The 24,801-nt window shown below is 68.2% G+C and carries 26 protein-coding genes; 12 read left to right on the forward strand and 14 right to left on the reverse strand.

All coding sequences use genetic code 11. The annotated features are described in order from the left end of the window. Positions 1-12 precede the first annotated feature (12 nt). From rdgB to AL072_RS04480, 3 genes are read left to right on the forward strand one after another with little or no spacing between them, the layout of a single operon-like run. Positions 13-612, forward strand: a complete 600-nt coding sequence (gene rdgB / locus AL072_RS04470) for an RdgB/HAM1 family non-canonical purine NTP pyrophosphatase (protein WP_045582500.1) — start codon at positions 13-15, stop codon at positions 610-612. After that, positions 600-1,769, forward strand: a complete 1,170-nt coding sequence (gene hemW, locus AL072_RS04475) for a radical SAM family heme chaperone HemW (RefSeq protein ID WP_045582499.1) — start codon at positions 600-602, stop codon at positions 1,767-1,769. The genes rdgB and hemW overlap by 13 nt, the downstream gene beginning before the upstream one ends. A 34-nt stretch (positions 1,770-1,803) precedes the next feature. Beyond that, positions 1,804-2,298, forward strand: coding sequence for a dihydrofolate reductase (locus tag AL072_RS04480; protein WP_045581345.1), 495 nt, complete (start codon positions 1,804-1,806; stop codon positions 2,296-2,298). A gap of 28 nt (positions 2,299-2,326) precedes the next feature. On the opposite strand, the gene AL072_RS04485 is transcribed toward AL072_RS04480, so the two are convergent. The 7 genes from AL072_RS04485 to AL072_RS04515 form a co-directional block, all read right to left on the reverse strand. Beyond that, positions 2,327-3,235 carry a ParB/RepB/Spo0J family partition protein gene (locus AL072_RS04485; RefSeq protein WP_045581344.1) on the reverse strand — a complete coding sequence of 303 codons (909 nt, stop codon included), beginning with the start codon at positions 3,233-3,235 and terminating at the stop codon, positions 2,327-2,329. Further along, positions 3,232-4,029, reverse strand: a complete 798-nt coding sequence (locus AL072_RS04490; RefSeq protein WP_045581343.1) for a ParA family protein — start codon at positions 4,027-4,029, stop codon at positions 3,232-3,234. The genes AL072_RS04485 and AL072_RS04490 overlap by 4 nt, the downstream gene beginning before the upstream one ends. 62 nt (positions 4,030-4,091) lie before the next feature. Then, a complete protein-coding gene (gene rsmG, locus AL072_RS04495) occupies positions 4,092-4,706 on the reverse strand; it encodes a 16S rRNA (guanine(527)-N(7))-methyltransferase RsmG (protein WP_045581342.1) in 615 nt (204 codons plus the stop codon). Next, a complete protein-coding gene (gene mnmG, locus AL072_RS04500) occupies positions 4,703-6,598 on the reverse strand; it encodes a tRNA uridine-5-carboxymethylaminomethyl(34) synthesis enzyme MnmG (RefSeq protein ID WP_162492055.1) in 1,896 nt (631 codons plus the stop codon). Before mnmG ends, rsmG begins: the two co-directional genes overlap by 4 nt. Before the next feature lie 132 nt (positions 6,599-6,730). Then, positions 6,731-8,074, reverse strand: coding sequence for a tRNA uridine-5-carboxymethylaminomethyl(34) synthesis GTPase MnmE (mnmE, locus tag AL072_RS04505; RefSeq protein ID WP_045582498.1), 1,344 nt, complete (start codon positions 8,072-8,074; stop codon positions 6,731-6,733). A gap of 34 nt (positions 8,075-8,108) precedes the next feature. Beyond that, positions 8,109-8,483: a (2Fe-2S) ferredoxin domain-containing protein gene (locus AL072_RS04510; RefSeq protein ID WP_045581340.1), complete on the reverse strand. Its 375-nt coding sequence runs from the start codon at positions 8,481-8,483 to the stop codon at positions 8,109-8,111. Continuing rightward, positions 8,480-8,731, reverse strand: coding sequence for a DUF6489 family protein (locus AL072_RS04515; RefSeq protein WP_045581339.1), 252 nt, complete (start codon positions 8,729-8,731; stop codon positions 8,480-8,482). Before AL072_RS04515 ends, AL072_RS04510 begins: the two co-directional genes overlap by 4 nt. A 213-nt stretch (positions 8,732-8,944) precedes the next feature. Here AL072_RS04515 and AL072_RS04520 point away from each other — a divergent pair, with 213 nt between their 5' ends. Genes AL072_RS04520 through AL072_RS04530 form a run of 3 tightly spaced genes read left to right on the forward strand, consistent with a single transcriptional unit; the run spans position 8,945 to position 12,532 of the window. After that, positions 8,945-11,008, forward strand: a complete 2,064-nt coding sequence (locus AL072_RS04520; protein WP_045581338.1) for a thioredoxin domain-containing protein — start codon at positions 8,945-8,947, stop codon at positions 11,006-11,008. 17 nt (positions 11,009-11,025) lie between these two features. After that, on the forward strand, positions 11,026-11,523 hold the full coding sequence (locus AL072_RS04525) for a methylated-DNA--[protein]-cysteine S-methyltransferase (RefSeq protein WP_045581337.1): 498 nt from the start codon (positions 11,026-11,028) through the stop codon (positions 11,521-11,523). A 34-nt stretch (positions 11,524-11,557) separates the two neighbouring features. Beyond that, positions 11,558-12,532 carry a quinone oxidoreductase family protein gene (locus tag AL072_RS04530; protein ID WP_045581336.1) on the forward strand — a complete coding sequence of 325 codons (975 nt, stop codon included), beginning with the start codon at positions 11,558-11,560 and terminating at the stop codon, positions 12,530-12,532. Positions 12,533-12,650: 118 nt separating this feature from the next. On the opposite strand, the gene dnaQ is transcribed toward AL072_RS04530, so the two are convergent. Genes dnaQ through AL072_RS04555 form a run of 5 tightly spaced genes read right to left on the reverse strand, consistent with a single transcriptional unit; the run spans position 12,651 to position 16,320 of the window. Then, a complete protein-coding gene (gene dnaQ / locus AL072_RS04535; protein ID WP_045581335.1) occupies positions 12,651-13,334 on the reverse strand; it encodes a DNA polymerase III subunit epsilon in 684 nt (227 codons plus the stop codon). Then, positions 13,327-13,992, reverse strand: coding sequence for a dephospho-CoA kinase (gene coaE / locus AL072_RS04540; RefSeq protein ID WP_045581334.1), 666 nt, complete (start codon positions 13,990-13,992; stop codon positions 13,327-13,329). The genes dnaQ and coaE overlap by 8 nt, the downstream gene beginning before the upstream one ends. A gap of 8 nt (positions 13,993-14,000) precedes the next feature. Then, entirely contained in the window at positions 14,001-14,882 is an 882-nt protein-coding gene (locus tag AL072_RS04545; RefSeq protein WP_045581333.1) for a shikimate dehydrogenase, read from the reverse strand. After that, the gene (locus AL072_RS04550) at positions 14,879-15,430 is read right to left on the reverse strand and encodes a Maf family protein (protein ID WP_425388584.1); all 552 of its coding nucleotides are present in this window, start codon (positions 15,428-15,430) and stop codon (positions 14,879-14,881) included. Before AL072_RS04550 ends, AL072_RS04545 begins: the two co-directional genes overlap by 4 nt. A 50-nt stretch (positions 15,431-15,480) precedes the next feature. After that, positions 15,481-16,320 (reverse strand): pyruvate, water dikinase regulatory protein, encoded by an 840-nt coding sequence (locus AL072_RS04555; protein WP_045581331.1) that lies wholly within the window; start codon positions 16,318-16,320, stop codon positions 15,481-15,483. Between the two features lie 496 nt (positions 16,321-16,816). On the opposite strand from AL072_RS04555, the gene hemE reads away from it, so the two are divergent. From hemE to rho, 4 genes are all read left to right on the forward strand, one after another. Next, on the forward strand, positions 16,817-17,842 hold the full coding sequence (hemE, locus tag AL072_RS04560; RefSeq protein ID WP_045582497.1) for a uroporphyrinogen decarboxylase: 1,026 nt from the start codon (positions 16,817-16,819) through the stop codon (positions 17,840-17,842). Between the two features lie 88 nt (positions 17,843-17,930). Beyond that, on the forward strand, positions 17,931-19,067 hold the full coding sequence (gene hemH, locus AL072_RS04565) for a ferrochelatase (RefSeq protein ID WP_045581330.1): 1,137 nt from the start codon (positions 17,931-17,933) through the stop codon (positions 19,065-19,067). A gap of 27 nt (positions 19,068-19,094) precedes the next feature. Then, complete coding sequence (hemJ, locus tag AL072_RS04570; RefSeq protein ID WP_082108856.1) at positions 19,095-19,523, forward strand: protoporphyrinogen oxidase HemJ; 429 nt, start codon at positions 19,095-19,097, stop codon at positions 19,521-19,523. Between the two features lie 362 nt (positions 19,524-19,885). Further along, on the forward strand, positions 19,886-21,142 hold the full coding sequence (gene rho / locus AL072_RS04575; RefSeq protein ID WP_045581329.1) for a transcription termination factor Rho: 1,257 nt from the start codon (positions 19,886-19,888) through the stop codon (positions 21,140-21,142). Positions 21,143-21,272: 130 nt separating this feature from the next. On the opposite strand, the gene secB is transcribed toward rho, so the two are convergent. Together secB and AL072_RS04585 are read right to left on the reverse strand one after the other, a co-directional pair. Further along, on the reverse strand, positions 21,273-21,761 hold the full coding sequence (gene secB, locus AL072_RS04580) for a protein-export chaperone SecB (protein WP_045581328.1): 489 nt from the start codon (positions 21,759-21,761) through the stop codon (positions 21,273-21,275). Positions 21,762-21,933: 172 nt separating this feature from the next. Next, positions 21,934-22,596: an FxsA family protein gene (locus AL072_RS04585; RefSeq protein ID WP_045581327.1), complete on the reverse strand. Its 663-nt coding sequence runs from the start codon at positions 22,594-22,596 to the stop codon at positions 21,934-21,936. A gap of 304 nt (positions 22,597-22,900) precedes the next feature. Here AL072_RS04585 and AL072_RS04590 point away from each other — a divergent pair, with 304 nt between their 5' ends. Then, positions 22,901-23,578 (forward strand): Tim44/TimA family putative adaptor protein, encoded by a 678-nt coding sequence (locus tag AL072_RS04590; RefSeq protein ID WP_045581326.1) that lies wholly within the window; start codon positions 22,901-22,903, stop codon positions 23,576-23,578. Continuing rightward, complete coding sequence (gene mltA, locus AL072_RS04595) at positions 23,578-24,789, forward strand: murein transglycosylase A (RefSeq protein WP_045581325.1); 1,212 nt, start codon at positions 23,578-23,580, stop codon at positions 24,787-24,789. Before AL072_RS04590 ends, mltA begins: the two co-directional genes overlap by 1 nt. The last annotated feature ends 12 nt before the right edge of the window (positions 24,790-24,801 follow it).

Here is a 24,801-nt window from a genome sequence, read left to right on the forward strand (position 1 = left end):
GGGGTCATGACCATGTCCGCTCCCCGCCGCTTCACCGGCGACACCCTCGTCATCGCCAGCCACAACAAAGGCAAGGTGCGCGAGATCGCCGACCTGCTCGGCCCCTTTGTGGCCAATTTCACCGCGGCCGGGGAGCTGGGCCTGCCCGAGCCGGAGGAAACCGGCACGACCTTCGTCGCCAATGCCGAGCTGAAGGCCAAGGCCGCGGCAGCCGCCGGCCATGTCGCGCTCGCCGACGACAGCGGGCTGGTGGTGCCGGCGCTGAACGGCGATCCCGGCATCTATTCCGCCCGCTGGGCCGGGCCGGAGAAGGACTTCGCCATGGCGATGCGCAAGGTCGAGGACGGCCTTGCCGGCAAGACGGACCGCAGCGCCTATTTCGTCTGCGCCCTGTCGCTCGCCTGGCCCGACGGCCATGTCGAGACGGTGGAGGGCCGCTGCTACGGCACGCTGGTGTGGCCGCCGCAAGGGCCCCATGGCTTCGGCTACGACCCGATGTTCCTGCCGGACGGCCAGGCCTTGACCTTCGGCGAGATGGATCCGATGAAGAAGCACGAGATGAGCCACCGCGCCGACGCCTTCCGCCAGTTGGTGGAGCGCTGCTTCCGGTGAGCGCATCCAATCCCGGTTTCGCCATCTACGTCCACTGGCCCTTCTGCAAATCGAAGTGCCCCTACTGCGATTTCAACAGCCATGTCCGTGAGCGGGTCGATCATGACCGCTGGCGGGCAGGGCTGCTGCGCGAGCTGGACCATTACGCAGATCTGACCGCCGGCCGCACCGTCACCTCCCTCTTCTTCGGCGGCGGCACCCCGTCGCTGATGGAGCCGGCCACCGTCGGCGCGCTGATCGACCGCGTCGCCGAACGCTGGCCGGTCGCCGACCGGCTGGAGGTGACGCTGGAGGCCAACCCGACCTCCGTCGAGGCCGACAAGTTCCGCGCCTTCCGCACCGCCGGGATCAACCGCGTCTCGCTCGGCATCCAGGCGCTGGACGATTCCAGCCTGCGCTTCCTCGGCCGCCAGCACAATGCGGCGGAGGCGACCGGCGCCATCGAGCTGGCGGCCCGGACCTTCGACCGCTTCTCCTTCGACCTGATCTATGCCCGGCCCGGCCAGACGGTAGCCGCTTGGCAGGCTGAGCTGGCGCGCGCACTCGATTACGCCGTCGGCCATCTGTCGGTCTATCAGCTGACGATCGAGGAGGGGACGGCCTTCTACCCGCTGCACGCCCGCGGCGACCTGGTGCTGCCCGACGAGGATCTCGCCGGCGACCTCTATGAGGCAACGCAGAGCCAGCTGGGTGCGGCGGGCCTGCCGGCCTACGAGATTTCCAACCATGCCCGGCCGGGCGAGGAAAGCCGCCACAACCTGACCTATTGGCGCTATGGCGATTATGTCGGGATCGGACCCGGCGCCCATGGCCGGCTGACGCTGGATGGCGACAAGTTCGCCACCCGCGCCCACCGCGCCCCGGAAATCTGGCTGGAGCGGGTCGAGCGCGACGGCCATGGCGCTGCGGCACCCAATGCAATCGACCGCGACGCCCGCGCCACCGAGCTGCTGATGATGGGGCTGCGGCTGACGGAAGGCGTGCGGCTCGCCCGTCTGGTCGAGGAGGCCGGCCGGCCGCTCGACGATCTGGTCGATCCGGCGGCGCTGTCGCGCCTGATCGACGGCGGGTTCCTGACCCGCGACGCCGATCGCCTGTCTGCGACATCGGATGGACTACAGCGACTGAACGCAGTCCTCGCCGCACTTTTGGCGTAAGCTGCGCTTGCTGCGACTTGGGAGAGGGCAGGGGATGCGCATCAGCCTGTTGGTGGCAGCCGCGACGAACGGCGTGATCGGCCGCGACGGCCGGCTGCCCTGGCATCTTCCCGGCGATCTCAAGCGCTTCAAGGAACTGACGCTGGGCAAGCCGATCCTGATGGGCCGCAAGACCTGGGACTCCCTGCCGCGCCGTCCATTGCCGGGCCGCGACAATCTGGTCGTCAGCCGCCAGTCCCCGCCCGGCGCGCATGACGGTGCCCGCTGGTTCGCCACGCTTGGCGGCGCCATCGCCTGGGCGCAGGAGGGTGGCGCGGCCGAACTGTGCGTGATCGGCGGGGCAGCGCTGTTCCGCGAAACCCTGCCCATCGCGGACAGTCTGCACCTGACCCGTATCGAAAGCGTGGTCGAGGGCGACACGCTGATGCCAGCCATCGGCACCGAATGGGTGGAGGTCTGGTCGAGCGCGCCCATGGAGGAGAACGGGCTGTTCTACCGCTACATCGATCTGGAGAAGGCCCGGGTCTGAATGACCACCGGCGTCCTTCGGACCTGGTTCACTCCTCGCCGCCCAGGCGGTGCAGCACGTCGTCCAGCTGGTCGAGCGTCTGGTAGTGGATGGTGATGGTGCCCCGCTGGCCCTGGGGATTGATCGCGACCTTCAGCCCGATGCGGGCGGAGATCTCCTCCTCCAGATTGATCAGGTCGACATCCTTCACCGCTGGTGCAGCCGCGGAACCGCTGCCGGATCCGCCCTTCTTCGCCTTGGGCTGGTCGCCGCGCATCAGGTCTTCGGTCTGGCGGACATTCAGGCCGCGCGTCACCACTTCACGCGCAGCGGCAGCCGGATCCGGGGCGGTCAGCAGGGCGCGGGCATGGCCGGCGGTCAGCGCGCCGTCCTGCACCATGGTCTTGACCGGATCCGGCAGGGACAGCAGGCGCATCATGTTGGCGACATGGCTGCGGCTCTTGCCGACGGCGCGTGCCAGATCCTCCTGCGTGTGCTCGAACTCCTCCATCAGGCGGCGATAGCCCTCCGCCTCTTCCAGCGGGGTCAGATCCTGGCGCTGGATGTTTTCGATCAGCGCGATTTCCAGCGCTTCGCGGTCGCTGAGGTCGCGGATGATGACCGGAACCTCGTGCAGGCCGGCGATCTGCGCCGCGCGCCAGCGGCGTTCGCCGGCGATCAGCTCGTAGGAATTGGCGTCCTCGGCATCGCGGCGGACCAGCAGCGGCTGCAGGATGCCCTTGTCGCGGATCGATTCGACAAGGCCCTTGATTGCCTCCTCGTCGAACTTCCGCCGCGGCTGATACCGGCCGGGATGGACGAACTCGATCGGCACCTGCTTGGATTGCCGCACCTTGTCGAGCGCCGAATAATCCTCGGTCGCCTCGCCGAACAGGGCGGAAAGGCCGCGGCCCAGGCTGGCGCGCCGGGCGCCGCCTTGCTTGGTGTCGTCGATCATGCGGTCAGTCTCTTCTCACGGCGCAGCACCTCGCCCGCCAGATGGATGTAGGCCTGGGATCCGGGGCAGCGCATGTCATAGATCAGCACCGGCTTGCCGTGCGACGGCGCCTCCGACACCTTGACATTGCGCGGGATCACGGTGTCGTACACCTTCTCCCCGAAGAAGCCGCGGACGTCCGCCGCCACCATGTCCGACAGATTGTTGCGCTTGTCGAACATGGTCAGCACGACGCCATGGATATCCAGGTTCGGGTTGAAGGCCCGCTTCACCCGTTCGATGGTGCGGACCAGATGGCTCAATCCTTCCAGCGCATAGAACTCGCACTGCAAGGGGACCATGACCGCATGCGACGCCACCAGCGCGTTCAGCGTCAGCAGACCCAGCGCCGGCGGACAGTCGATCAGGACATAGTCATATTCGAGCGAACTGTTGGCGACGGCCTCGCGCAGGCGGAACTCGCGCCGCTCGGCACCGACCAGCTCGATCTCGGCGCCCGACAGATCGACCGACGAGGTGATGATCGACAGGTTCGGCACGGAAGAGGGGGTCGCCGCATCCTCCAGCGACACGTCATCGAACAGCACGTCATAGATGCCGACGCGGCGGTCGGAGCGCGGGATGCCGAGGCCGGTGGACGCATTGCCCTGCGGGTCGAGGTCGATCACCAGCACCCGCTTGCCGATGACGGCGAGCGCGGTGGCGAGGTTGATCGTCGTCGTGGTCTTACCCACGCCGCCCTTCTGGTTGGCAATCGCAACCACACGGGCAAGGGGTCGGGTAACGGCAGACATGGCAGCCTCTCGGGAGTCCGGTTGGCGGGACGAGGGTGGGAGGACGGTGTCAGGCACGGGCTTCACACACGCTCAAGGTCAGTCACGCGCAGGACGGTTCCGGTCGGATCGGTGCGGCTGTCGGTTCGCTCGGTCCGCATTGTCCAATATCGCGTGGTGGCGGTCAATTCGTCGTCCAGCGCCGCGCCCTTCAGGAACAGGCAGGATCCGCGCGACCCGATGAAGGGATGGGCCCAGCCCAGCAGATCCGTCAGCGGCGCGAGCGCCCGGGCGGTGACGACGTCGGCCTCGATCCCGGTGACCGTCTCGATCCGCTTGGTATGCACGGTCACCGGCGCGTCGCAGATGCGCGCCACTTCGCGCAGGAAGGCGCATTTGCGCACATCGCTTTCGATCAGATGCACCTGCGGCACGCCGAGGATGGCGAGCACCAGACCGGGAAAGCCGGCGCCGCTGCCGAGATCGACCAGCACGCGCACGCCGTCGGGCAACAGCGGAAAGAGTTGGGCGGAGTCGAGGAAATGGCGATTCCAGGCATCGGGCAGGGTGGAGGGACCGACGAGGTTGATCTTCGGCTGCCACTTGCGCAGCAGCGCCTCGTAGGCGATCAGGCGGTCGAGTGTTTCACGTGAAACACCCGTGGCTTCCTGGAACGCGACCGCGTCGAACCGGCTCATTCGGCAGCCACTCCGGAAGAGACGCTATCGCGACGCTTCACATGACGCAGCAGGGCGACGAGCGCCGCCGGGGTCATGCCGGGAATGCGGGCAGCCGCCCCCAACGTCGCCGGGCACGACTGGCGCAGCTTCTGCCGGATTTCGGCCGACAGGCTGCCGATGCCGTCGACATCGAGGTCGTCGGGCAGGGCGAGCGACTCGTCCTTGCGGAAGGCACGGATGTCGGCCTCCTGCCGGCCGAGATAGCCGGCATATTTGCCGTCGATCTCCAGCTGCTCGGCGATCTCCGGCGCGATCCCGGCCAGCTCCGGCCACAGGTGGGCGAGGGCGGCGAGGTCGATGTCGGGGTAGCGCAGCAGGTCGGCTGCGCTGCGGCGCACGCCGTCCTGGTTGACCGCCACGCCCTGGCGCGCCAGCTCGACCGGTGTCGCCTGCAGCGAGGCGACCAGCGTCCGGCCGGCGGCCAGCGCCACGCTCTTGACCTCGAAGACATCGCGGCGTTCGGACCCGACGCACCCGATGGCGATGCCCTTGGCGGTCAAGCGCTGGTCGGCATTGTCGGCCCGCAGCAGCAGCCGGTATTCGGCGCGCGAGGTGAACATCCGGTAGGGTTCGTTGGTGCCCCGCCCGATCAGGTCATCGATCAGCACGCCGATATAGGCGTCGGCACGGTCGAGCACGAAGCCGTCGCGGTTGCCGCCCGCCGCCAGCGCGGCATTGATGCCGGCCATCAGCCCCTGGGCCGCCGCCTCCTCGTAACCGGTGGTGCCGTTGATCTGGCCGGCCAGGAACAGGCGCGGCGCACGGCGGGTTTCCAGCGTCGGCTTCAGCTCGCGCGGGTCGACATAGTCGTATTCGATGGCGTAGCCGGAGCGGATCATCACCACCTTCTCCAGCCCCGGCATGCTGGCGAGAATGCCGAGTTGCACGTCGCGGGGCAGGGAGGTGGAGATGCCGTTGGGATAGACGGTGGGATCGTCCAGCCCCTCGGGCTCCAGGAAGATCTGGTGCCGGTCCTTCTCGGCGAAGCGGACGACCTTGTCCTCGATCGACGGGCAATAGCGCGGGCCGGTGCCGGTGATCTGGCCGGAATACATCGGCGCGCGATGCAGGTTGGCACGGATCAGCGCATGGGCCTCAGGCGTCGTCCAGGTGATGGCGCAGTCGATCTGCGGCGTGTCGATCCGCGTGGTCATATAGGAGAAGGGCGGCGGCGGCAGGTCGCCCGGCTGCTTTTCCAGCGCATCCCAATCGATGGTGCGGCCGTCGAGCCGCGGCGGCGTGCCGGTCTTCAGCCGGCCGAGCGGGAAGCCCAGCCGGGCCAGCGTGTCGGACAGGCCGATGGACGGCGCCTCTCCCACCCGGCCGGCGGGGGTGCGTTCTTCGCCGATATGGATCAGGCCGCGCAGGAAGGTGCCGGTGGTCAGCACCACCGCACCGGCCCGGATGGATTCGCCGGACCCGGTGACGACACCGGTGATGCGGTGCCCATCGATCCCATGGCCGTCATCGACGATCAGGTCCTCGGCGCCGCCGGCCTCGATGGACAGGTTCTCCTGCCCGGCCAGCAGCGACTGCATCGCCTGACGATAGAGCTTGCGGTCGGCCTGAGCGCGCGGACCGCGCACGGCAGGGCCCTTGCTTCGGTTGAGGATGCGGAACTGGATGCCGCCGCGGTCGATGGCCTTGGCCATCACGCCGTCGAGCGCGTCGATCTCCCGCACCAGATGACCCTTGGCCAAGCCGCCGATGGCGGGATTGCAGGACATCTCGCCGATGGTTTCGATCTTGTGGGTCAGCAGCAGCGTGCGCGCACCCATGCGCGCGGCCGCGGCGGCAGCCTCACAGCCGGCGTGACCGCCGCCGACAACGATGACGTCATAGCTTCGCATGTGCGGGACCATAGCGGAACGCAGACCCGGATCCAAGGACTTGCATCCGGGAAGCTGGCGAGGTGACTGCATGCGTTGAATGCGTTTGCCACCGTTGCCCGCGGTTGCGCTGTTTCACGTGAAACAGCGGTCTCACTTGCCGATGCAGAAATCCCGGAAGATCACGTCCAGCAGATCCTCCACATCGACCCGCCCGGTGATACGGCCCAGCGCACGGCTGGCGAGCCTGACATCCTCCGCCGCCAGTTCCGGCAGCGGCGCCTCGAGAGCTCGAATCAGCGATTCCCGGCACTCGGCCAAAGCGGCACGATGGCGGGCGCGGGTGAGGGACGGGGCGCTGCCGATGGCGAGCCGGTCGGCACTGAAGGCGGTCAGCCGCTCTTCCAGTTCCTTCAGCCCGGCGCCGCTGTGGGCGGACACCATGACCGGGGCCAGATCCGGCCGCGGGTCGGTCACGACGGCGAGGTCGATCTTGTTGAACACGACCACGGTGTCACGGTCGATCAGGGCCAGCGTCGCGGCGTCGAGGACGGGCAGGGTGGTGGCGTCGAACACCGCGACCTTTACGTCGGCCCGCGCCGCCCGGTCGCGGGCCCGGCGAATGCCTTCCTCCTCCACCTCGTCGGCCGCGGCCTCGCGCAGTCCAGCGGTGTCGGCCAGCACGACCGGATAGCCGCCCAGGTCGAGATGCACCTCGATGACGTCGCGGGTGGTGCCGGCGCGGGCGGAGACGATGGCGGCATCGCGGCGGGCGAGCGCATTCAGCAGGCTCGACTTGCCGGCGTTCGGCGCGCCGACGATGGCGATGTGCAGCCCCTCGCGCAGCCGCTCGCCGCGCCCGCCGTCGTCGAGATGGGCGGTGATCTCGCTTGCCAAAGCGGCGACCACCGGACGGACCGCATCGGCGACCCCGCCCGGCAGATCCTCGTCGGCGAAATCGATGTCGGCCTCGATATGGGCGAGCGCGCGGGTCAGTCGCTCGCGCCAGCCGTCATAGAGCCGGCCGAGCGCACCCTCCATCTGCCGCAACGCCTGCCGGCGCTGTGCCGTGGTTTCCGCATCGATCAGGTCGGCGACCGCCTCGGCCTCGGTCAGGTCGAGCTTGCCGTTCTCGAAGGCGCGGCGGGTGAACTCGCCGGGTTCGGCCAGCCGCAGGCCAGGCAGATCCCCCAGCGCCTCGATCACTCCGGAGACGACCGCCCGGCCGCCATGCAGATGCAGTTCCACCACATCCTCGCCGGTGAAGCTGGCGGGGCCGGTGAAGCGCAGCACCAGGGCATCGTCCAGCGCGTCGCCGCTGCGGGGATTGCGCAGCTGGGACAGCACCGCCCGCCGCGGCGGCGGCGGCAGGGGCCGGCCGGTCAGCGCGGCGAGCGCAGATCCGGCCTCCGGCCCTGAAATGCGGACCACCGCCACACCGGAGCGGCCGGGGGCGGTGGCGAGCGCGAAGATGGTCGCGGAAGTGAAAGCGGGCATGATGGCTGGCATCGAAGCGAACATCGACAGCCGGTCAGCCGCGCTGTTCCGGCCGCAGCTCCCGCTGCTCCGGCGTCAGCATCAGGCGTTCGACCCGCCTGCCTTCGACCAGATGGGTCTGCAGGATGTCGTCGATGTCGGCGGTGCTGTGATAGGTGTACCAGACCCCTTCCGGATAGATCACCAAGGTCGGGCCCAGTTCGCAGCGGTCGAGGCATCCGGCGGAGTTGATCCGCACCTTGCCGTCGAAGCCGAGTTCACGGGCGCGGGCCTTCATATAGTCGCGCAGCTTCTCCGAACCATGGGCAGCGCAGGATCCGCGCCGGTGCCCGTCGGGGCGGCGGTTGGTGCAGCAAAAGACATGGGCTTCGAAATACGGCTTCTGGGCGTTCGATACGGGTTCGGTCACTTTCGTCCTTCCTGGCCCAGGGCGGATGCCATCTGGGACCAAAACATCTTCTGCATCTGCTCCATGCCCTGGATGCCGGCGGGAAGCCAGGTCTTCACCATGGTTTCCGGGTCCATCGCCTGGAGGTTGGCGCGCATCCGATCCTGGATCTCCTGCATCATGGCATCCTGCATCGGCTTCACGTCGGGCAGGCCCAGGAAATGCCGGGCTTCCTCGGGTGTGCAATCGATGTCGATGGTGATTTTCATGGGACCCCCCCCTTATCGAATACAGGGCCGACTGTTGGGCCGTTTTCCGGCCGGATGCCGGCACGGCTTGGGCCCTGTCGATTTTGGGGTTGAGCGCGGCCGCGGCCCATGCCCCACTATACAGATAGGATGCACTGGCGCAACGCCACCCCGGCACCACCTATTGATTTACCGCACGCCATTGCCAGACACTCAAACTGATCGGACATTGCCATGCCGGCCACTCCGTTGGGCGCGAACCTGCTGAGCCGGGAGACCAGCCCCTACCTGCTCCAGCACAAGGACAACCCGGTGCATTGGATGCCGTGGGGACCGGAGGCCTTCGCCCGCGCAAGGGCGGAGAACAAGCCGATGCTGCTGTCGATCGGCTATGCCGCCTGCCACTGGTGCCACGTGATGGCACATGAGAGCTTCGAGAATCCGGAGATCGCCGCGCTGATGAACGAGCTGTTCGTCAGCGTCAAGGTCGACCGGGAGGAGCGGCCCGACCTCGACACCATCTACCAGTCGGCGCTCGCGCTGCTCGGGCAGCAGGGTGGCTGGCCGCTGACCATGTTCCTGACCCCGGATGCCGAGCCCTTCTGGGGCGGCACCTATTTCCCGCCGGCGCCGCGCTATGGCCGCGCCGGCTTCCCCGACGTGCTGCGCGGCATCGCCGGCACCTATGCCGGGGAACCGGACAAGGTCGCCAAGAATGTCGATGCGCTGAAATCGGCGCTCGCCGGGCTCGGCGAGAACCGCCCGGCGGGTGCGGTCGACGCCGGTGTGCTGGACCAGGTGGCGCAACGGCTGCTGCGCGAGGTCGATCCGATCCATGGCGGCATCGGCAGCGCGCCGAAATTCCCGCAGGTCCCGCTGTTCGAGCTGCTGTGGCGGGCATGGCAGCGCACCGGCCGCGACCCCTTCCGCGAGGCGGTGACCCACACGCTGGCGAACATGGCGCAGGGCGGCATCTACGACCATCTCGGCGGCGGCTTCGCCCGCTACTCGGTCGATGAACGCTGGCTGGTGCCGCATTTCGAGAAGATGCTCTACGACAACGCGGAGCTGCTCGACCTGATGGTCCTGGTCTGGCAGGAGACGCGCGATCCGCTGCTGGAGGTCCGCATCCGCGAGACGGTCGGCTGGCTGCTGCGCGAGATGATCGCCGACGGCGGCGGCTTCGCCGCGACGCTGGATGCCGACAGCGAGGGAGAGGAGGGCCTCTTCTATATCTGGAACGAGGAGGAGGTCGACCGGCTGCTCGGCCCCGTGCTGGGCGCGGACGGGTCGGCCCTGTTCAAGCGGGTGTTCGAGGTGCTGCCCCAAGGCAATTGGGAAGGCGCCACCATCCTGAACCGGCTGGGCGGCCTGACGCTGGCCGACGATGCCACCGAGGCGACGCTCGCCCGGGGACGGGACATCCTGCTGCGGGCGCGGGCCAAGCGGGTGCGACCGGGCTGGGACGACAAGGTGCTGGCCGACTGGAACGGCCTGATGATCGCGGCCCTGACCCATGCCGCCCTGGCGATGGACGAACCGGAATGGCAGGAGGCCGCCGGCCGCGCCTTCGCCTTCGTCCGCGACCGGATGGATGTACAGGGCCGGCTCTGCCACAGCTGGCGGCACGGCCAGGGCAAGCATTCCGGCATGCTCGACGATTACGCCCAGATGGCGCGCGCCGCGCTCGCCCTGCACGAGGCGACCGGGGATCCGGCAGCGCTCGACCAGGCGAAGCTCTGGGTCGCCACGCTCGACGCCCATTTCTGGGACGGCGCCAATGGCGGCTATTTCTTCACCGCCGACGATGCCGAGGGGCTGATCGTCCGCACCAAGAGCGCCTACGACAACGCCACCCCCAGCGGCAACGGCACCATGCTGGCGGTGCTGACCATCCTGTTCCAGCGCACCGGCGAGGATGCCTACCGGGAACGGGCCGAGGCGCTCGCCGCCGCCTTCTCCGGCGAACTGACGCGCAACTTCTTCCCGCTGCCGACCTTCCTGAACGCGGTGGAGCTGATGCAGACGCCGTTGCAGATCGTCATCGTCGGTCCGCCGAAGACGTCGGAGACGGAGGCGCTGCGCCGCACCGTGCTGGACCGCTCGCTGCCCAACCGCATCCTGACACTGCTGGCGCCGGGGCCGGATCCGCAAGGCGATCTGCCGCCAAGCCACCCGGCGCGGGGGAAGGGGATGCGCGACGGGAAGGCCACCGCCTATGTCTGCCGCGGCATGACATGTTCGGCCCCGGTGACGGAGCCGGCGGATCTGGCCGCCCTGCTGACGTCGAAGAGCTGAAATCCGGGGAGGACAACATGGCACGCCTGACCATCGACAGCCCGCTCGGGCCCCTGATGCTGGCCGGCGACGGAACCGCTCTGACCGAAGTCGGCTGGGGCCGATTCGACCATGACGACCCGGATCCGGTCCTGGACGAAACGGCCCGGCAGCTGGCGGCTTATTTCGCCGGCCGGCTCCACCGCTTCGACCTGCCGCTGAAGCCGGCCGGCACGCCGTTCCGCCGCGAGGTGTGGGACGCGATGCTGGCGATCCCCTATGGCGGCACCGCGACCTATGGCGGGATGGCGAAGATGCTGGGCAGCGCCCCACGCGCGGTCGGCGGGGCCTGCGGCGCCAACCCGATCCCGATCGTCATCCCCTGTCATCGGGTGCTGGCCAGCGGCGGGGCGCCCGGCGGCTATTCCGGCCATGGCGGGCTCGACACCAAGGCGTGGCTGCTGGCGCTCGAACGCCGGCATGCCGCGATCGGGCAGGGCAACGCCGCGGCGGCCGAACAGTTCGCCCTGCTCTGACCCGATACCCAAGCAAGAAGGAAACGACACCATCATGGTTCACGCGATCCGCATCCATGAGCACGGCGGGCCGGAGGTTCTGCGCTGGGACGAAATCGAGGTCGGCGAGCCCGGCTCCGGCCAGGTGCGCATCCGCCAGACCGCCGTCGGGCTGAACTACATCGACACCTACCACCGGTCGGGCGCCTACAGGCTGCCGAACCTGCCGGCGGTGATCGGCATGGCCGGGACCGGCGTGGTCGAGGCGCTGGGGCCGGACATCACCACGCTGAAGATCGGCGACCACGTCGGCTACGCCATGGCGATCGGCGCCTATGCCGAAAGCCGGCTGATCGCCGCCGACCGGCTGGTACCGCTGCCGAGCTGGCTGGACGAGCAGGCGACGGCGGCCACGCTGCTGCAGGGGCTGACCGCCCAGTATCTGCTACGCAGCACCTACGCGGTCCAGCCGGGCGACACCATCCTGGTCCAGGCCGCGGCCGGCGGGGTGGGGCTGCTGCTGTGCTCCTGGGCACGGCATCTCGGCGCCACCGTCATCGGCACCGTCGGGTCGGCGGAAAAGGCCGAGCTGGCCCAGGCCCACGGCTGCCATCACACCATCGACTACACCCGCGAGAACTTCGTGACCCGGGTGAAGGATCTGACGGACGGGCAGGGCGTGCCGGTGGTCTATGACGGCGTCGGCCGGACGACCTTCCTCGACGGGCTGGACTGCCTGCGTCCGCGCGGCCTGATGGTGCTGTTCGGCGCCGCGTCGGGTGCGCCGGCACCGCTGGATCTGGGGCTGCTCGCGGCGAAGGGCTCGCTCTATGTCACCCGGCCGACGCTGGCGACCTACACCGCCAAGCGCGAGGATTTGATGACCTCGGCAGCGGACCTGTTCGACGCGGTGAGGAATGGCGGGGTGACCTTCACCGTCAACCAGCGCTTTGCGCTGAAGGACACGGCCGATGCGCATCGGGCGCTGGAATCGCGCGCGACCACCGGGTCGACGGTGCTCGTGCCGTAGGACCGCCAGCTAACGAATGCCCCCATCCCGGCCCTCTCCCGCAATCGGATCGGCCTTCGGCCGGCCGAGAGCGGGGGAGGGTTAGGGAGGGGGGTTAAGGAGGGGCAATGGACGCTGGCTACTCCACCGTCCAGAGCGGATTCTTCATTCTCTTCAGCATCTCCGCATGGGCGGCCACCTCCTCCTCGCTGATGGCGAAGACGCGGGCCTCGCGGAAGGGGCGGTCGATGCGGAGCGGGCCGCCGGATCCGCCCTTCGCCGTCGGGCCGCCGGCAAAGGCGAGGCCGGTCTGCCGCCCGCCCAACAGCTCCAGATAGACTTCCGCCAGCAGCTGGGCGTCGAGCAGCGCGCCATGCAGGGTGCGGTTGGAATTGTCGACGCCGAAGCGTTTGCACAGCGCGTCCAGCGTGGCGGGCGAGCCGGGAAACTTCTGGCGGGCCATCAGCAGCGTGTCGACGGCACGCTCCTTCGGCATCGTCGGGTAGCCCGCGATCTTCAGTTCCCAGTTCAGGAACTTCATGTCGAAGGCGGCATTGTGGATCACCAGCGGCGCGTCGCCGATGAAAGCGACGAAATCGGCGGCGACGTCGTTGAACAGCGGCTTGTCAGACAGGAACTCCGCGCTCAGCCCATGGACGGCGAAGGCATCGGGCGGCATGTCGCGCTCGGGGTTGATATAGACGTGGAAGCGTTCGCCAGTGGCGATGTGGTTGACCAGCTCGATACAGCCGATCTCGACCAGCCGGTCGCCTTCCTCCGGCTTGAAGCCTGTGGTTTCGGTGTCGAGAACGATTTCACGCATGATGGACCTGTCCCGCTTGCCCCGGTTGATAGCCGCGCGGCGGCCAATGACGCCCTTTGCGCCGCCCCTTACGCCGTGCCACGTCGCGCACAATGCCTTGGAGCGCCCGCCGCGTCACCAGCCGACCGCCGCCGGTGGGCACGACATAGTCGGCACGCCGACGTTTTTCCACATCGGGCATCTGACGGGCCAGGATGCCGGCGAACTTCTCCGCCGTCATGCCCGGACGGGCGAGCACGCGGGCGCGCTGGACGGAGAAGGGAGCGGAGACGACGAGCGTCGCATCGACCCGTCGCTCCCCATGGGTTTCGAACAGCAGCGGAATGTCGAGCACCGCGATCCGGGCACCACGCCGCGCGGCTCGTGCCAGGAAATCGCGCTGCGCCGCCTGCACCATCGGGTGCAGGATCGCCTCCAGCCTCTTGAGCGCCCCCGGGTCGCGGAACACCGCGGCACCCAATGCCGGCCGGCTCACCGCGCCGTCGATCACCACCCCGGGGAAGGCCGCGCCGATGGCCGGGACGGCGCGGCCGCCGCGGTCGAGCAACCCATGCACCACCGCGTCGGAATCGCAGACCGGTGCGCCCATCGCCTTCAGCATGCGGGCGGCGGTGCTCTTGCCCATGCCGATGGAGCCGGTCAGGCCCAGCACGATCATGCCCCGCCTCAGCCTTCCGACAAGGAGCGGGCCAGGACGAAACGGGCCAGATCCGCCGTCACCTCGGGCTCGACGCCGAACCAGGCCTTGAAGCCGGGACGCGCCTGATGCAGCAGCATGCCGATGCCGCCGGCCACCGGATTGCCGCGCAGCCTCGCCTCGGCCAGCAGCGGGGTCTCCAGCGGCACATAGACGATGTCGTTGACCAGTGCCGTAACCGGCAGGGCGCGCAGGGGCAGATCGAGCGCCGGCTGTCCGGCCATGCCCTGGGTCGTCGTGTTGACCAGCAGCGCCGCCCCGTCAAGCGCTGTTTCACGTGAAACCCACTCCACCACCGTCACCGGTCCCGCCAGGCCGGCAGCAGCCAGATCCGCCGCCAGCTCCTCCGCACGGGCGCGGGTGCGGTTGACCAGCCGGACCTCCGGCGCGCCGGCATCGAGCAGGGCGACGACCACCGCACGGGCGGCGCCGCCGGCACCGATCACCACCGCCGGTCCCAGATCCGCCGTCCAGTCCGGCCGCTCGGCCCGCAGATTCTCGATGAAACCGAAACCGTCCGTGTTGCCGCCTTCCAGCGCCCCGTCTTCGGCGACGACGATGGTGTTGACCGCGCCCATGCGCCGGGCGGTGTCGTCCAGCCGGTCGACGGTGCGGAAGGCGATCTCCTTCAACGGCACCGTGACGTTGCAGCCGCGCAATCCAAGCGCGGGCAGGGCGCGGATCGCCTGTTCGGCCCGCTCCGGCGCCACCGCCAGCGGGGCATAGGCGCCGTCGATGCCATAGTGACGCAGCCACCAGCCATGCAGCCGGGGCGAACGCGAATGACCGATCGGCCAGCCCATCACCCCGGCGACCTTCGCCTTGCCACTGATAGAATGGAATGCCGTCATTCCTTGCCGACTCCATGCACGCGAAGGAATCCGAGCAGCGGCAGCAGCGGCAGCCCGAGGATGGTGAAGAAGTCGCCCTCGACCCGGTGGAACAGCTGCGCCCCCAGCCCTTCGAGCTGATAGGCGCCGACCGAATGCAGCACACCCTCGCCGGCACGCTCGAGATACGCGTCGAGGAAGGCTTCGGAGAAATTGCGCATCGTCAGCCGGGCGCTGTCGGTCTTGTGCCAGATCCGCTCGCCGTCGCGCACCACCACCGCACAGCTGACCAGCCGGTGGGTCCGGCCGCGCAGGGCCAGCAGCTGGTCGCGCGCCGCGTCCCGGCCGGCCGGCTTGTCGAACCAACGGCCCTCGCATTCCAGCATCTGGTCGGCCCCGATCACCAGCGCGCCGGGATGACGGCGGGTGATGCGCTGGGCCTTCAGCTCGGCCAAGGCTTCGGCGACGATGTCGGCCGACACCCCCTCCACCCGTCCGGCCTCCTTGACCTCCTCCTCGTCGACCAGCGGCTTGTCGAGGATGGCGGTCAGCCCGGCCTGCTCCAGCATCGCCGCCCGCGTGCGCGAGCCGGACGCCAGGACGAGCGTCGGCACCGCGCTCACGTCTTCTTTCCTTCCGGGCTGAAGCTGCCGCTCTGACGGCGGGCCAGCAGCATCATGATCTCGGCCGCCGTCTCCTCGATGGACCGGCGGGAGACGTCGATCACCGGCCAGCCGCGCCGGCTGAACAGGCGGCGCGCCTCCTGCACCTCCGACCGCACCAGCTCGGGATCGGCATAGCTGGAGCCCTCGCCCTGATTCAGCAGCTTCAGCCGGTTGCGGCGGATCTGCACCAGCCGGTCGGGGTCCTTGGTCAGCCCAACGATCAGCGGCCGGGTCAGCAGATCGACCTCCGCCGGCAACGGGCTGCCGGGCACCAGCGGGATGTTGGCCGCCTTGATGCCGCGGTTGGCCAGATAGATGCAGGTCGGCGTCTTCGAACTGCGCGACACGCCGATCAGCACCACGTCGGCCTCGTGCAGGTCCCAGTTCGACTGCCCGTCGTCATGCGACAGGGCGAAATCGACCGCATCGATGCGGCTGAAATATTCGGCGTCCAGCACATGCTGGCGGCCGGGCTGGCGCTGGGATTCGACGCCGAGGAAGGCGGCGAGCGCGTTGATCAGCGGATCGAGCACGGGGATGCAGGGCACCTGCATCTCACGGCAGAAATCCTGCAACCGGCGGCGCAGCGTCTCGTCCACCAGGGTGAACATCACCAGCCCGTGGTTGTCCCGGATCCCCTCCAGCACGAGGTCGAGCTGGCGGTCGGTCCGCACCAGATTCCAGAAATGTTCGATCGGCCGCACGTCGTCGAACTGGATGACGCAGGCGCGCGCCACGCTGTTGATGGTCTCGCCCGTCGCATCGGACACGAGATGTAGGTGGAACTCTTTCATCCGTCCCCAACATTCTGTGGAGAACCCGGCCCAGATCTGTGGACAACCGGATCCGCCTGCGTTTCATCCCGGCTGGGGGACTCCTCCTCCCCGGTACGGCCAAGCGGAGAACAACTTCGCCGACCGCTTCGGAAGCTGGGAAGATCCGGCCCCGTCCGCCTTGTTATCCACGGGACTCCCGTCGGCCCAGCTATAGCATTTCCGCCGTTTCCGGGGGTAGTGCTCCGAATCGTCCACAGATCCGCGCACATGCCGACACAAGCCCCCGGATCTGTGGATAGATTCGATCGCCATGGGGATCACCGTTATCCACAGCCATCCACTACCTCCTCTTCCTTTCTCCCATTAAAAAATATAGTGAAGAAGAGGGGATAAAACCCTGTCCCGATTCCGGACCCGAACAGGGTTGGAATCGCGGGATTCGAAATCGCATTCAGGGGAACGCATCGTCTTGACCGCTTCCAGCTCCGCCGTCCAGAATCCGACCCGCAAGCCGATGCTCGCCGCTTTGGCGGGAGAGGTGCGGTCACGTCCGCCCTTCTGGCTGATGCGTCAGGCCGGACGCTATCTGCCGGAGTACCGGGAACTGCGGGCCAAGGCGGGCAGCTTCCTCGACCTCTGCTACAATCCCGACTTCGCGGTCGAGGTGACCCTGCAGCCGCTGCGCCGCTATGGCATGGATGCGGCGATCCTGTTCTCAGACATCCTGGTGGTGCCGCATGCGCTGGGCCAGCCCTTGGCCTATCTGGAAGGGGAGGGGCCGAAGCTGGATCCGGTCCGCAATGTCGAGGACCTCAAGCGTCTGTCGCGCGACCGCTTCCATGAGACGCTGGCGCCGGTCTATGAGACGGTGCGCCGGCTCTCCACCGCGATTCCGGAGCAAACGACGCTGATCGGCTTTGCAGGGGCTCCCTGGACCATCGCCTGCTACATGGTCGAAGGGGCCGGGTCCAAGGAGTATGCGCATGTCAAGCGCTGGGCCTATGGCGACCCGGCGGGCTTCGCCCGGCTGATCGACCTGATCGTCGAGGTGACCGCCGAGTATCTCTGCCGCCAGATCGAGGCGGGGGCAGAGACTGTGCAACTGTTCGACAGCTGGGCCGGCGTGCTGCCGATCGGAGAGTTCCGGCGCTGGGTGATCGAGCCGACGCGGCGGATCGTCGCACTGGTCAAGGCGAAGCATCCGGAGACGCCGATCATCGGCTTCCCGCGCGGTGCCGGCCATGCCTATGAGGATTACGTCGCCGACGCCGGGGTGGACGCCGTCGGCCTCGACACCACCGTCTCGCCGCTCTGGGCGGCCCGGACGCTGCAACCCCGGCTGCCGGTGCAGGGCAACCTCGATCCGATCATGCTGGCCACCGGTGGCAAGGCCCTGGCCAATGCGGCCAGCGGCATCCTGGAGGCGTTGGCCGACCGGCCCTTCGTGTTCAACCTGGGCCATGGCGTCATCCAGTCGACGCCACCCGACCATGTGGCCGAGCTGAGCCGGCTGCTGCTGGAATGGCCGAACCGCGGCTGACGGCTTTGCCCACAATGTCGGCCTGCGGCTGAAAAGCGACGGCGGGGGCTGGACAGCGGGGCGGTGACGCTCCAGTTTAGCGGGCACCATGACCCAGCTCTCCCCCCAGCCTTCCGCCGCTGCCGCCACCGCCGACCGGCCGCGGCGTGTCGCCGTCGTGCTGTTCAACCTCGGCGGCCCCGACGCGCCCGAAGCGGTGCGGCCCTTCCTGTTCAACCTGTTCAACGATCCGGCCATCATCCGGCTGCCGAACCCGTTCCGTTTCCTGATCGCCAGCCTGATCAGCGGACGGCGGGCAAAGCCGGCGGCGGCGATCTATGCCCAGATCGGCGGCAAGTCGCCGCTGCTGGAGAACACGGAGGCGCAGGCGGCAGCCCTGGAGGCGGCCCTGGAGACATCGTCGGCGCCAGATCCGGTAGCGGATCCGGCACCAGATCCGGCGGCCGGCGGGACCGACGCCAAGGTCTTCGTCGCCATGCGCTACTGGCACCCGATGAGCGCAGAGACGGCTGCCCGGGTGAAGGCCTACGACCCGGATCTGGTCGTGCTGCTGCCGCTCTACCCGCAATTCTCCACCACCACGACGGCCTCCAGCGCCAAGGCGTGGGCCGAGGCGGCGCAGACCGTCGGATTGACGGCGCCGACCCGGCTGCTCTGCTGCTACCCGACCCAGGCCGGCTTCATCGACGCGACGGCGGATCTGATCCGCCCGCTGTACGAGGCCGCCAAGGCCCATGGTACCCCGCGCGTCCTGTTCTCCGCCCACGGGCTGCCGAAAAAGGTGGTGGCTTCCGGCGACCCCTATCAGTGGCAGTGCGAGCGGACGGCGGAATCGATCGCCGCGGCGCTGGACATCGACCATCTCGATTGGATCAACTGCTACCAGAGCCGTGTCGGCCCGATGGAATGGATCGGCCCCAGCACCGACGCCGAGATCCGCCGGGCCGGACAGGAGGGCGTGCCGATCCTGGTGGTGCCGATGGCGTTCGTGTCGGAGCATTCCGAGACGCTGGTGGAGATCGAGATCGAATACCGCCACCTCGCCAAGGAGGCAGGGGTTCCCCATTTCACCCGTGTACCGACGGTCGGGGTGCATCCCGGCTTCATCGACGGGCTGGCCCGGCTGGTGCGGCAGACCGTCGCGGGCAAGGCGGCGATCTGCGCCCATAACGGCGACCGGATCTGCCCGTCCGGCTTCTCCGGCTGCCCGCAGGCGCGGCGCTGAACCGAAACGAAAGAGGGGACATGCCTGGTGCTGTATGAATGGATCAAGGCGCTGCACGTCATCAGCATCATCGCCTGGATGGCGGGGCTGCTCTACCTGCCGCGGCTGTTCGTCTACCATTGCGATGCGCCTGCCGGATCCGACGCCTCCGAACGCTTCAAGGTGATGGAGCGTCGCCTGCTGCGCGCCATCATGAACCCGGCGATGATCGCGGCGTACGTGTTCGGCATCGCCATGATCGTGCTGACGCCGGAATGGCTGAAGCAGGGCTGGCTGCATGCCAAGCTGCTGTTCGTGCTGCTGCTGACCGCCAGCCACATGATGATGGCCCGCTGGCGCCGCGACTTCGCCGAGGACCGCAACAGCCGGCCGCAGCGCTTCTACCGCATCGCCAACGAGGTGCCGACGCTGCTGATGATCGGCATCGTGATCTTCGTGATCGTGAAGCCCTTCTGACCGGGCCCTTCCACGCCTCGAAAAAGCGGAATCCGCGGGCTTTGCGGGTTCCGCTTTCGTTTGACTTGACCGTACCGATCCGATAACGATGTCAGGACCACAGGGTTTTCGCCCCGTGGCCTCCCACGCCCACATCTGCCGATCCGACGCTCTGTTCTTGAGCCGGGCCTGGTGGCTGGCGATCCGCTTCCGTGCGACCATTTTCCGGACGCCTCGGGACACGATCGTCCAAGCGCCACCCGCTGCCCACCCGACGCGACCGCGTTGCGGCCTCCGCCGCCCCCAACCGCTGTCGGCCAGGATTCCAGGCACCCCCCATCCCCAAGGCCACTCCCCCGCATGACGATTTCACAGGCAATCCGATGCATCTCCAAGAGCTGAAGTGCAAAAGCCCCGCCGAACTGCTGGCGTTCGCGGAGGAGCTGCAGATCGAGAACGCGAGCACGCTGCGCAAGCAGGACATGATGTTCGCGATCCTCAAGCAGCTGGCCGAGAACGACATTCCGATCTTCGGCGACGGCGTGCTGGAGGTGCTGCAGGACGGGTTCGGCTTCCTGCGCTCGCCGGAGTCCAATTACCTGCCGGGTCCCGACGACATCTATGTCAGCCCGAGCCAGGTGCGCCGCTTCGGCCTGCGCACCGGCGACACGGTGGAAGGGCAGATCCGCTCGCCCAAGGAGGGTGAACGCTACTTTGCCCTGCTGAAGGTCAACACGATCAACTTCGACTCGCCCGACAAGGTCCGTCACCGCATCAACTTCGACAACCTGACGCCGCTCTATCCGGAAGAACGCATCCGGATGGAGGTCGAGGATCCGACCAAGAAGAACCTGACCGGCCGCATCGTCGACCTGGTGGCGCCGCTGGGCAAGGGGCAGCGCGGGCTGATCGTGGCGCCGCCGCGCACCGGCAAGACGGTGATGCTGCAGAACATCGCCCACTCGGTCGCCACCAACCATCCCGAAGCCTACCTGATCGTCCTCCTCATCGACGAGCGTCCGGAAGAAGTGACGGACATGGCCCGCTCGGTCCGCGGCGAGGTCATCAGCTCCACCTTCGACGAGCCCGCGACCCGCCATGTCCAGGTCGCCGAGATGGTGATCGAGAAGGCCAAGCGGCTGGTCGAGCACAAGCGCGACGTCGTGATCCTGCTGGACAGCATCACCCGTCTGGCCCGCGCCTACAACACCGTGGTGCCGAGCTCAGGCAAGGTGCTGACCGGCGGTGTCGACGCCAACGCGCTGCAGCGGCCCAAGCGCTTCTTCGGCGCCGCGCGCAACGTGGAGGAGGGCGGTTCGCTCACCATCATCGCCACCGCGCTGATCGACACCGGCAGCCGCATGGACGAGGTGATCTTCGAAGAGTTCAAGGGCACCGGCAACTCGGAAATCGTGCTGGACCGCAAGCTCTCCGACAAGCGCACCTTCCCGGCCATCGACATCTCCAAGTCGGGCACCCGCAAGGAAGAGCTGCTGGTCGACAAGGGCACCATGTCGAAAATGTGGATCCTGCGCCGTATCCTGATGCCGATGGGCGTGACCGATGCGGTCGACTTCCTGGTCGACAAGCTGAAGCACACCAAGTCGAACAACGAGTTCTTTGAAAGCATGAACCAGTAGGGCCGGATCCGGCCCGGGGCAAGCCTGGATCCTGCCGGATCCGGGCCTTCCGGGCAGGGAATTCGTGCATGAAAAAGGGCGGGGGCCTGTCGGCCACCCGCCCTTTTTCTTTTTCCGATCCCCGTCCGGATCAGAACGGGGGCTGCTGCTCGCCCTGGGCCGGCTGGGCCGACTGGCGGTGATACAGCTCGGCGAAGTCGATGGGGTTGATCATCAGCGGCGGGAAGCCGCCTTCGCGGGTCGCGCTGGAGACGATGGCGCGGGCGAACGGGAAGATCATCCGGGCGCCTTCGATCATCAGGACCGGGCGGTGATGCTCTTCCGGCAGGCCGGGGAACTGGAACAGCGCGCCATAGGCCAGCTCGACCAGGAAGGCCACGGCCTCGCCCTGGCGGGCTTCGCAGCGCAGGTTCAGGGTCAGCTCGTAGATGTCGTCGCCGACCTTCTGGCCCTGGACGTCGACGCCGATGTTCACCTGCGGCTGCGGCTGGTTGGGCAGCAGGCTCTGCGGGGCGTTGGGGTTCTCGAACGAGAGGTCCTTCACATACTGCGCGAGGACATGCATCGGCAGCGAGGACGCCTGTTGCTGCTCGGCGCCGTTGCTCATCTGATCGGACATAACGGACTCCTAATCGCCGGCCCACGCTCCCGGCCCGGGACAGGGCAGGGCGGCGGGCCGACCCGGATGTGAGGTGGCAAGGTTTGGTTCGCGACGGTTGTGCCTTCGCCCAACGGGCTGGCTATCACGGATCGGTCGTCCTGCCAACGGAAACCGCCGGGCGGGCGGATGGTCAGCGCCGCTCATCCGGGCGGGGCTTCCCCCATTGGGAATCGGTCAGCCGGGGCGCGTCGCGGTCGGTATCGGGACGGGCATCGGCAGGGGCATTCGTCGGGGCGCCGGCATCGCGCCGTCCGTCCTCCGTGGTCACGTCGCGATAATCGCCGTCGATCACACTGGGGGGCGGGCGGAAGGGATCGCCGGCAGTGTTGGGGGCGGTGTTGCGGGTGGCGTGGCGGGGATCGTCGGCACCGAACCCACCGGGCGCCGCGCCGCCGAACCCACCGCTGCCGAACCCGGTCTGCCCGGCGGTGAACACCGGTAGTCCGGCACCCAGCCGGCGCAGCAGCCAGCGGCCGATGCCGCGGCGCAACGGGCGGATCAGCAAGGCAAGTCCCAGCAGATCGGTGAGGAATCCGGGAATGATCAGCAGGATGCCGGCCAGCACGGCACAGAAGCCGTCCAGCACCGTGCCGATCGGTGCCTCGCCCCGCGCCGCGGCGGCCTGCGCCCGGGTCAGCGACGCCAACCCCTGATGGCGGACCAGCAGCACGCCGACCACCACCGACAGCGCCAGCAGCCCGATGGTCGGGCCGGCGCCGAGCCAGTCGCCGACCTGGATGAATCCGACGATCTCCAGGATCGGCAGAAGGAGGATCAACAGCAGGGGATTCATGGTGTCCTTGCTCTTCGGGCTCGCTGCCCCTATCTAAGTTTGGATAGGTCGTCCGGTCGAAAGGCCGGCGGCTCCAAAAAATCGGTGGTTTCGGCCTCGGTTTTGGTCCGGATGACGGATGGGCAGGCAACACGTAATGCCGTCCGGCCGCAAGGTCCAGGGGTGGGGCGGGGATGGGTGGCGCCGACGGTGCCGGATCTCCCCGAATCAGGCCAGGATCCGGCGCAGATCCAGTCCGGATCCGGCCGCCAGGGCCACACCGCTGCGCATCGTTGATGATATTTCGTTCGAGAAGGAACAGATGATGGGAGACGGGTTCGTGTTCATCGAGATCGTGATCTTCGCGATGATCGCGGCCTTCCTCGTTTATCGGCTGCGCAGCGTCCTCGGCCGCCGGACGGGGGAGGAGCGGCAGCGTTCCAACCCCTTCACCGCGGCCCCGCCGGCGAAGCCCGACAATGTCGTGCCGTTGCCCGAGCGCAACCGGCCGCGACCCGATGCCGCACCGGCGTCGGACGAACCGCTGTCGCTGGCCGCCTCGATCGACCAGATCCGCGCCGCCGACCCGAGCTTCGACGAGAAGCATTTCCTGGAAGGTGCCAAGGCCGCCTTCGCGATGATCGTCGATGCCTTCGCCCGCGGCGACACCGCGACGCTGCGTCCGCTGCTGGCCGACGACGTCTATGACGGCTTCGCCCGCGTCATCCGCGATCGGCAGGCCGCCGGCGAGCAGCACGAGGCCCGCATCGAGTTCGTCCGCGAGGCCGAGGTGGTCGAAGCGAAGCTGGACGCCAGCCATACCGCACTGGTCACCGTCCGTCTGGTCACCGATCAGGTCAATGTGGTGCGCGACCGCGACGGCGCCGTCATCGACGGCGATCCCAAGGCGCTGGTCGAGAATGTCGATGTCTGGACCTTCGCCCGCAACACCCGCTCGCGCGATCCGAACTGGTCGCTGGCCGAGGTGCGGCAGGTCCAGTAATGCGGTCTCTCCGCCGTCCCCGTACCGGCTTCGGCGCCACCGTCCTGCTTGGGGCGGTGGCGTTGCTGTTTTCGGCCTGCGCCCCGCGGGAAGAGCCCAAACCGCCCCCCGACGCGCTGACGCTGGCGCCGCTGTCCTTCGCCGACCTGCCGGGCTGGACCGCCGACCCGGTCGCCCAGGCGGTGCCGGCGCTCGCCCGGTCCTGTGCCCGCTTCAAGACCCTGCCGGCCGACCGGACGGTCGGGCCGGGCGGGATGGCTGGCCGGATCGCCGATTGGCAGAGTCCCTGCGCCCGGCTGGCGGATCTGCCGCCGGGTGACGATGCCGCCGCCCGCAGCTTCTTCGAGACGCATTTCAGCCCCTATGCCGCCGGCAACAACGGCACGCGCGAGGGCCTGTTCACCGGCTATTACGAAGCCGAGCTGGAGGGCAGCCGCCGGCCGGATCCGGCCTACCCGGTGCCGCTCTACCGCCGGCCGCCCGATCTGGTGATGGTCGATCTCGGCGAGTTCGCCGAGCGCTGGAAGGGCGAACGCACCGCCGGCCGCGTGGTCGACGGGCGTCTGAAACCCTATGAGGATCGCGCCGCCATCGTCGGTGGCGCCCTTGCCGGCAAGGGGCTGGAACTGCTCTGGGTCAAGGACCCCATCGCCGCCTTCTTCCTGCAAATCCAGGGATCGGGCCGGGTCCGGCTCGCCGGAGGTAGCGAGATGCGGGTCGGCTACGCCGGCCAGAACGGCCACAAATACGTCGCCATCGGCAAGGAGCTGATTGACCGCGGCGCGCTGAAGCGGGAGGAGGTCTCGTTGCAGACCATCCGCGCCTGGCTGCTGGCCAATCCCGATCAGGCGGCGGCGGTGATGAACGTCAACCCGTCCTATGTCTTCTTCCAGCCGCTGACCGGCGACGGCCCGAACGGTGCCCAGGGCGTTGCGCTGACGCCGGGCCGTAGCCTGGCGGTGGACTCCAAGTTCATGCCCTATGGCGTGCCGGTCTGGTTGGATGCCGAGGATCCGCTGGATGGCAGGCAGCGGCTGCGCCGCCTGTTGGTCGCCCAGGATACCGGCGGTGCAATCCGCGGTCCGGTGCGCGGCGATGTCTTCTGGGGGCACGGCCCGCAGGCGGAACAGGCGGCAGGCGTCATGAAGAGCCGCGGGAGCTATGTGCTGCTGTTGCCGAAATCGGTGAAGGTGGCTGCCGCGGGCGGGTAGGGCGATGTTTCA

This window comes from Azospirillum thiophilum, assembly GCF_001305595.1.
Classification (GTDB): domain Bacteria; phylum Pseudomonadota; class Alphaproteobacteria; order Azospirillales; family Azospirillaceae; genus Azospirillum; species Azospirillum thiophilum.

Bases quoted from the DNA above. Each gene is read 5' to 3' on its own strand.
- AL072_RS04485 (WP_045581344.1), bottom strand. From the start codon at position 3,235: ATGATCGACGACACCAAGCAAGGCGGCGCCCGGCGCGCCAGCCTGGGC.
- hemH (WP_045581330.1), top strand. From the start codon at position 17,931: ATGACCCAGCTCTCCCCCCAGCCTTCCGCCGCTGCCGCCACCGCCGAC.
- AL072_RS04490 (WP_045581343.1), bottom strand. From the start codon at position 4,029: ATGTCTGCCGTTACCCGACCCCTTGCCCGTGTGGTTGCGATTGCCAAC.
- AL072_RS04515 (WP_045581339.1), bottom strand. From the start codon at position 8,731: ATGAAAATCACCATCGACATCGATTGCACACCCGAGGAAGCCCGGCAT.
- rdgB (WP_045582500.1), top strand. From the start codon at position 13: ATGTCCGCTCCCCGCCGCTTCACCGGCGACACCCTCGTCATCGCCAGC.
- secB (WP_045581328.1), bottom strand. From the start codon at position 21,761: ATGTCCGATCAGATGAGCAACGGCGCCGAGCAGCAACAGGCGTCCTCG.
- mltA (WP_045581325.1), top strand. From the start codon at position 23,578: ATGCGGTCTCTCCGCCGTCCCCGTACCGGCTTCGGCGCCACCGTCCTG.
- AL072_RS04555 (WP_045581331.1), bottom strand. From the start codon at position 16,320: ATGAAAGAGTTCCACCTACATCTCGTGTCCGATGCGACGGGCGAGACC.
- mnmE (WP_045582498.1), bottom strand. From the start codon at position 8,074: ATGCCCGCTTTCACTTCCGCGACCATCTTCGCGCTCGCCACCGCCCCC.
- hemE (WP_045582497.1), top strand. From the start codon at position 16,817: ATGCTCGCCGCTTTGGCGGGAGAGGTGCGGTCACGTCCGCCCTTCTGG.
- AL072_RS04590 (WP_045581326.1), top strand. From the start codon at position 22,901: ATGGGAGACGGGTTCGTGTTCATCGAGATCGTGATCTTCGCGATGATC.
- AL072_RS04545 (WP_045581333.1), bottom strand. From the start codon at position 14,882: ATGACGGCATTCCATTCTATCAGTGGCAAGGCGAAGGTCGCCGGGGTG.
- mnmG (WP_162492055.1), bottom strand. From the start codon at position 6,598: ATGCGAAGCTATGACGTCATCGTTGTCGGCGGCGGTCACGCCGGCTGT.
- dnaQ (WP_045581335.1), bottom strand. From the start codon at position 13,334: ATGCGTGAAATCGTTCTCGACACCGAAACCACAGGCTTCAAGCCGGAG.
- AL072_RS04530 (WP_045581336.1), top strand. From the start codon at position 11,558: ATGGTTCACGCGATCCGCATCCATGAGCACGGCGGGCCGGAGGTTCTG.
- AL072_RS04525 (WP_045581337.1), top strand. From the start codon at position 11,026: ATGGCACGCCTGACCATCGACAGCCCGCTCGGGCCCCTGATGCTGGCC.
- rho (WP_045581329.1), top strand. From the start codon at position 19,886: ATGCATCTCCAAGAGCTGAAGTGCAAAAGCCCCGCCGAACTGCTGGCG.
- AL072_RS04585 (WP_045581327.1), bottom strand. From the start codon at position 22,596: ATGAATCCCCTGCTGTTGATCCTCCTTCTGCCGATCCTGGAGATCGTC.
- coaE (WP_045581334.1), bottom strand. From the start codon at position 13,992: ATGATCGTGCTGGGCCTGACCGGCTCCATCGGCATGGGCAAGAGCACC.
- AL072_RS04550 (WP_425388584.1), bottom strand. From the start codon at position 15,430: ATGCTGGAGCAGGCCGGGCTGACCGCCATCCTCGACAAGCCGCTGGTC.
- rsmG (WP_045581342.1), bottom strand. From the start codon at position 4,706: ATGAGCCGGTTCGACGCGGTCGCGTTCCAGGAAGCCACGGGTGTTTCA.
- AL072_RS04480 (WP_045581345.1), top strand. From the start codon at position 1,804: ATGCGCATCAGCCTGTTGGTGGCAGCCGCGACGAACGGCGTGATCGGC.
- AL072_RS04520 (WP_045581338.1), top strand. From the start codon at position 8,945: ATGCCGGCCACTCCGTTGGGCGCGAACCTGCTGAGCCGGGAGACCAGC.